This is a genomic window from Hyalangium sp., from assembly GCF_045802625.1.
Taxonomy (GTDB): Bacteria; Myxococcota; Myxococcia; order Myxococcales; family Myxococcaceae; genus Hyalangium.
In genome coordinates this window covers 1-6,201 of the sequence record NZ_JBJMQP010000134.1, presented here as the reverse complement: position 1 = coordinate 6,201, position 6,201 = coordinate 1, and the positions used below count along the sequence as shown (strand labels likewise).

Sequence of the window (6,201 nt, the reverse complement as noted above, 5' to 3'; positions counted from 1 at the left end):
TTTGCCTCCAATCACTTTCACCTGCTGGTGTGGGCCCAGGGGGCCGCGCTCGCTGGCTTCATGCAGTACCTGCGCGCCAACCTCTCTCGGAAGGTAGGGTGCGTATTCCGGCCAAGGTGAGCACTCGTTCCAGACCAAGCCGAGCAGCCGTTCCGGCCAAGGTGAGCAGTCGGAGCGTCAGCGACGCTGGGGTGGTGGTCACTTCGCCTGCTTGCGGCCCTTGGTCAAATTCACGTCCACCTTGCGGATGGAGTCGCCCGCCAGCTTCAGCCGGTGGGCGTTGTGCACCAGCCGGTCGAGGATGGCGTCGGCCAGCGTCGCGTCGCCAATCACGGCGTGCCAATCCTTGGGCTCCAGCTGACTCGTCACCACGGTGGAGCTCACCTGGTAGCGGTCCTCCAGCACCTCCAGCAGCTCCTTGCGTTCGGCCGCGCCCAGCGGCTCCAGCCCGAAATCATCGAGAATCAGCACCTGCGCCTTCGCCAGCCGCTTGAGCACATGGGGGTGGGTGCCGTCCGCGCGTGCCTGTGCCAGCTCGTCGAAGAGGCGTGAGGCTCGCCGGTACACGACGCTGTAGCCGTCGCGGCACGCCTTCTGGCCCAGCGCGCACGCCAGGAAGCTCTTGCCCACTCCGGTCGGCCCCGTCAGCAGCACGTTCTGCCTGCTCTCCACCCACTTCGAGGTGGACAGCTCCATCACCTGCGCCTTCGTCAGTCCGCGGGCGTGTCCGTAATCAATCTCCTCCAGGCACGCCTGCTGGCGCAGCTTCGCGTGTTGCAGGCGTGCACTCAGCTTCTTGTTCTCCCGGTACATCCACTCCGCGTCCGTCAGCAGGCCCACCAGGTCCGTCGCCGACACGTCCTTGTCGGGGGCTTTCTCCAGCCACCCGCGCAGGTAGTTGGCCATGCCGTGCAGCTTCATCGCGCTCAGCTTCTCCAGCGTCTGGTCCACCAGCATCTACGGGCGGCTCGGCAGGGGCTTGAGCGCCGCGCGCTCCACCTCCTCGAAGAGCTCCCACCTCGACTTGCCCAGCTTGCGCATGGGCCTCTCGTTGAGCTTCTCCAGCAGCGGCTTCACCGCCTCACTCACCTCGCAGAGCGACGTGAAGTGGCGGTGGCGCAGCGCCGCCAGAATCCACCGCTCGGCCAGCAGCACGCCCACTTCCACCTTCGCCTTGTCCCTCGGCCGGCGCGGGCGTGCCGGAAGAATCGCGAAGCCGTAGTGCCGCGCCAGGTCCGCGTACGTGGGATTGGTGTCCGGCTCGTAGCGGTGTGCCCGCGTGACACCTGCCTTGAGATTGTCCGGCACCACCAGCTCCGTCACGCCGCCGAAGTATGCGAAGGCGCGCACGTGGCAGCCCACCCACGTAGCCATGTCCTCGCTGAAGACAGGCTCCACGTAGGTGAGGTTGCTGGCCCCCAGCATCAAGGAGGTGCTCGGTAGGCTCGGAACAGGTGCTCACCTTGCCCGGAATGCCCGCTCGGCATCCCCGGAATGGGTGCTCACCTTGCTCCGGAACGGGTGCTCACCTTGGCCCGGAATCGGTGCTCGGCTTGGCCCGGTGCACGCACGTGTCCAGGCTCGCATGTTGGCTCGGTAGAAGCCCGCCAGGATGGCGGCCCCGCAGCCCTTGGCGTTCAGCGCCCCGGCAGAAGTAAGGCGACCAACCGCGCCAGTGCCTTGAGGTGACGGGTAATCGGCACTGCCGGATCTCGATGTGTCGCGGCAGTGGGGAGGGCTTGCGGTTGCGCTCACCGGAGGGTGTCAGACGATTCATAGGAGACGAGGTGTCGGAAACGAATCCCTCGACAACTCCCCGCTGAAGCTCGAGGCCCTGGGCGTGAATCGACAAGCCCCCCGCGCAGGAGAAGTACTTGGCTTCCTGACAGGAGGGGACCTGACACGGTCCCTTTCCGCGGCCCGTGCTGGCTCCAGCCGCTCGGCGCGGAGCACCCGGCCGCTCGGACCTGGATTGCGTCCGGTTTCCGCCCGGAAGAGACCGCTGGGCCGCTGTCTCCCCGAGGCAGGCGCGGAGTTGGCTCTACTCGGGGCATGCGCTCCACTCCGACGAGGGCTCCGCGTCTCTTTTCCCTGATGTTCGCCCTGTTCCAGGGCGTGCTGCTCGTGGCGGCGGTGGCGTCGCTGGCCATCGCCGCCCTCCTCATGCTCTGGAGTCCCTCCGTGGCGTTGGCCGCGCTCTGTCTCGCGTTGGCGCCCTCGCGGTGGGGGTGCTCGGGCTCACGGTGGGCGCGCCGCTCGTGGCTCTGGAAATCCAGCACCGGCTGGACGTCATGGCCGAGCGTCTGGCCGCGAACGGCTGGCGGCTCTCGGGGCACGGGCGCGTGCAGGTGGTCACGCTGAATCTGGCGATGGGCCTGGAGGGCTATGCGCTCGGCTACCCGGAGGTCGCGAGCGAGACGCTGTGGATGTTCATCCCCGGGCCCCAGGAGCGCGAGTGGCGCGGCGACTTCGCCATGGAGTCCCCGCTCGTCCGGCAGAACGTCCGGGCCATGTTGGAGGAGGCCCGGCGCCACGGGAAGGCGAAGGGACCAGTAACGCTGTCGAGGCGGAGCGTGCGCTGGACGAAGCGGGACCTGGAGCGGGACTCGCTGCGCGTCGCGCTGGCGCTGAACAGCCCGCTCTATCTGGACGCGGTGGCGTACCCCGAGGGGAAGGGCTGGCGGCTGGAGCTCCAGGGCAGGGCGGCGGCGCGCTACCCGGCCCGCAACCGCATCGCCCTGGGCCGGTGGTTCGGCCAGTGGCTCGTCATCGAGGAGGGGCTGTTCGCCGCGCTCCAGGATGCCGGCTGGCTCCACCCCTATGTGGCGGTGTGGTCCTGGACGGTGGAAGAGGGGGACTCGAGGCTCGCCCTTTAGAGCGGCTCACACAGGTGACCGCACGGAGTGGGTAACGCTACGAAGGGGAATGCCTGTCCTCGGACTTGCGCGTGGTGTTGAAGCTCAAGCCGCCACAGCCAGCTCGCGGCCACGGTGGGCTGCGAGAGGAGGAACAGGGCCAGGGAGGTCATCCGCATGAACGCGGAACCTATCTGACGCCCGCGGGCCAGGGCGGAATTGCCGGGAGGGGTTCTGTGCCGCTGAGGAAGTACCTACGGACTCGGCGAGTTCTCCGGAACCTGGGGCCTTCGCGCCTGCCCCAGGCGCTGGAGCTGGCGGTGGAGCCGGTGGCGAGGGGCGCGCAAGGAGGTCAGCGTGGCTCTCGCCCTCTCCCAGGGCCAGCCCCCCACCCCTCGAAGCAGCGCGCGGCAGGTGGCGCCTGGTGGGGGCCGGGCCGCTCCCCGTGCCTATCTTGAAGCAGCAAGGCATTCCCGAAACGAGGAGGCAATGAAGATGTTCCAGCCTGCGGCAGGGCGGAGCCGTGGCGGGCGGCGGCAGAAGACGGTCATCCTCCTGCTCGTGTTTCTCGCCCCTATCGGGTTGGCCGCGTGGTGGACGCTCCAGCGGGTCGAGCTGTTCTACCGCCGCAACCTCCAGGACACGCTGGGGGCGGTGGTCGCCCTCTCCCACGAAGGACTCCTGCTCTGGGCCGAGGACAGGAAGGCGGACGTGGCGTCCTGGGCCCAGTCCGAGCAGCTGCGCCAGGCCGTGGAGATTCAGCTGGACGTCCCTCGGGAGAGCGAGCCCTTGCGGTCCAGCCCGGCCGCGGCGCAGATCCGGCAACTCCTCCTGCCGGTGGTGCACCTCCACGACTACTCTGGCTACGCCGTGATCGCGCCGGACGGGACGACGCTCGCCTCGGACCTCGACGACGCCATTGGGCTGAAGCTGCTCCTCCAGCTCGACCCCACCCTGATCGACGGAGCTTTCAAGGGGACGCCTCAGCTTGGCTCCCCCCACCGCTCGCTCATCTCTGTCCCCACGCGCGCCGGGTCGCGCCTGGAGCATCCGATCATGTTCGTCGCGGCACCCATCCGTGGGGCCAAGGGCTCCGTCATCGCCGTGCTGTTATTCCGGCTGGCTCCCGAGCGGGAGTTCAGCCGGGTCGTCCACCTGGGCCGCACCGGTGGAACGGGGGAGACCTACGCCTTCAACCGGAGCGGGCAGATGGTCACCAGCAGCCGATTCGAGGCTCAGCTCCAGGCGGTGGGCCTGCTCGACCCAGGTGAGAACTCCATCCTGAGTATCGAGCTGCGGGATCCGGGGGAGGACCTCACCAAGGGTGGCGTGCCGACGCATCCGAGGCCCCAGCAGCCACTCACCCAGATGGCCGCCAGCGCGCTCACCGGCAATACCGACAACAATCTCACGGTCTACAACGACTATCGTGGCGTCCCGGTCGTGGGCTCGTGGAGCTGGGACGACAACCTGGGAATGGGACTGGCGACAGAGATCGACGTCGCGGAGGCGTTTCGACCCTTGAGAGACGCCCAGGCGCTCGTGCTCGGGCTGCTCCTGCTCGCTGTCGGCGGCGCACTGGTGATGGCGTGGATCCTGGACCGCCGGGCCCAGGCGCTCCATCACGCGCTGACGCTGCGGGACGACTTTCTCTCGCTGGCATCCCATGAGCTGAAGACGCCCTTGACGGTTCTCCAGTTGGTCACGCAGCGCCTGGTGAGGGCCGTTTCGGGGACCGATCGAATGCTCTCCCGGGAGAAGCAGGAGGAGCTGGCGACCCGCATCCTTCACCACGTGCAGCGACTGAACAAGCTGCTGGAGACCATGTTCGAGGTGGTGCAGTTCCAGACGGAAGGCCTCACGCTCCAGCGGGAGCCCGTCGACCTCGCCCAGGTGGTTCAGTCGGTGCTCCGCCAGTTCCGGCCGGAGATCGACGCGCGCAAGGTGTCGATCACGGCGAACCTCGAGAGCGTCGTCGGCATGTGGGATCGGACTCGGCTCGAGCAGATGGTGGTGCACCTGCTCTCCAACGCTCTCAAGTTTGGTGAGGGCAAACCCATCGAGATCACCCTCGAGCGAGGCCTCGGCAGCATCCGGCTGTCCGTCCAGGACCACGGCATCGGGATCGAGCCGGAGGCCCAGCTGCTCATCTTCGAGCGCTTTGGCCACGTCGTGTCCTCGCGGAACTTTGGAGGGCTCGGGCTGAGCCTCTGTCGGGTTCGGCAGATCGTCGAAGCTCACGGGGGCCGGGTCCGGGTCAGGAGTGCGCCTGGAGCCGGGGCGACGTTCGTCGTGGAGCTTCCATGGCACTCACGCTCCGTCGGGTAGTCAGGCTCCGGTCCAGCCCAGGGTGTCCGCGCTCCACCGACAATGCGTGCCGTGGTGTTCCTCGAATGGCTGGATGGATTCCTCTCGGAGGAGCTGCGCCGGGCGCCGATCGAGGAGTTCGGCCGCGGACGGGTTCTGGCTGGCACGGCCTACATCCCGGCGCTGGCGGACTTCGTGCCGATGGTGAAGGGCACGAGCTCCATCGCCATCGGCGGCCCGTACCTCGTCGAGTCCGTGGTGGGCGAGAAGGTGACGGAGGAAGAGCTGGGCGGCTCGACGGTGCACAACGAAATCTCGGGCGTGGCGGACGCCGAGTACGCGGACGACACGGCCTGCCGCACGGCCATCCGCGAGTACCTGTCCTTCTTCCCCTCGCACTGCGAGGACAAGCCTCCGCGCAAGCCGTCGGCGGATCCGTTCGACCGGAGGGACGAGGAACTGCTCAAGGTGGTGCCCGAAAGCCCCCGGCAGGCGTTCGACATGCACAAGGTCATCCTGTCGCTGGTGGATGAACGGAAGTTCTTCCCTCTCAAGCCTCGCTTCGCGCGCAATCTCATTACGGGACTGGCGAGGATTGACGGGTGGCCGGTGGGCATCGTGGCGAACAACTCGATGTTCCTGGGAGGAATCCTGGATGTGAACGCGGCGGACAAGGCGGCGCGGTTCATCAACCTGTGCGATGCCTTCAACATCCCGCTGGTGTTTCTGCAGGACGTACCGGGCTTCATGGTGGGCACGAAGGTGGAGCAGCAGGGCATCATCCGGCACGGGGCGAAGATGATGTACGCGGTGGCGAGCGCCACGGTGCCCAAACTGACGGTGGTGGTGCGCAAGGGCTACGGCGCGGGCTACTACGTGATGAACGGCCGGGCCTTCGAGCCTCCCTCGAGCAGGGGCCAGGGAAGGTGTCAAAGGACTCGATCGTGAACGGGACCTGGGTGGCTCGAAGGTGAGACAGGCGGAGCCGCCGGTAATCGAGTCCTTCTGCCCACTTGTGGCTGGCCTACGGGGTGCAGGT

The 6,201-nt window shown here is 67.6% G+C and carries 5 protein-coding genes; 3 read left to right on the top strand and 2 right to left on the bottom strand.

The window, feature by feature from the left end:
* Positions 1 to 198: 198 nt before the first annotated feature.
* Both istB and istA read right to left on the bottom strand, forming a co-directional pair.
* Positions 199 to 957, bottom strand: a complete 759-nt coding sequence (istB, locus tag ACJ8AT_RS24920) for an IS21-like element helper ATPase IstB (protein ID WP_407740341.1) — start codon at positions 955 to 957, stop codon at positions 199 to 201.
* Positions 958 to 1,425 (bottom strand): IS21 family transposase, encoded by a 468-nt coding sequence (gene istA / locus ACJ8AT_RS24915; protein ID WP_407740342.1) that lies wholly within the window; start codon positions 1,423 to 1,425, stop codon positions 958 to 960.
* An 833-nt stretch (positions 1,426 to 2,258) separates the two neighbouring features.
* Here istA and ACJ8AT_RS24910 point away from each other — a divergent pair.
* The 3 genes from ACJ8AT_RS24910 (at position 2,259) to ACJ8AT_RS24900 (ending at position 6,110) form a co-directional block, all read left to right on the top strand.
* Positions 2,259 to 2,876 carry a hypothetical protein gene (locus tag ACJ8AT_RS24910; protein WP_407740340.1) on the top strand — a complete coding sequence of 206 codons (618 nt, stop codon included), beginning with the start codon at positions 2,259 to 2,261 and terminating at the stop codon, positions 2,874 to 2,876.
* 474 nt (positions 2,877 to 3,350) lie between these two features.
* Positions 3,351 to 5,183, top strand: coding sequence for an ATP-binding protein (locus ACJ8AT_RS24905; protein WP_407740339.1), 1,833 nt, complete (start codon positions 3,351 to 3,353; stop codon positions 5,181 to 5,183).
* A 51-nt stretch (positions 5,184 to 5,234) separates the two neighbouring features.
* Positions 5,235 to 6,110: an acyl-CoA carboxylase subunit beta gene (locus ACJ8AT_RS24900; protein WP_407740338.1), complete on the top strand. Its 876-nt coding sequence runs from the start codon at positions 5,235 to 5,237 to the stop codon at positions 6,108 to 6,110.
* Positions 6,111 to 6,201: the final 91 nt, after the last annotated feature.

Coding starts and splice junctions, on each gene's coding strand:
- istB (WP_407740341.1), bottom strand. CDS start 957: ATGCTGGTGGACCAGACGCTGGAGAAGCTGAGCGCGATGAAGCTGCAC.
- istA (WP_407740342.1), bottom strand. CDS start 1,425: ATGCTGGGGGCCAGCAACCTCACCTACGTGGAGCCTGTCTTCAGCGAG.
- ACJ8AT_RS24905 (WP_407740339.1), top strand. CDS start 3,351: ATGTTCCAGCCTGCGGCAGGGCGGAGCCGTGGCGGGCGGCGGCAGAAG.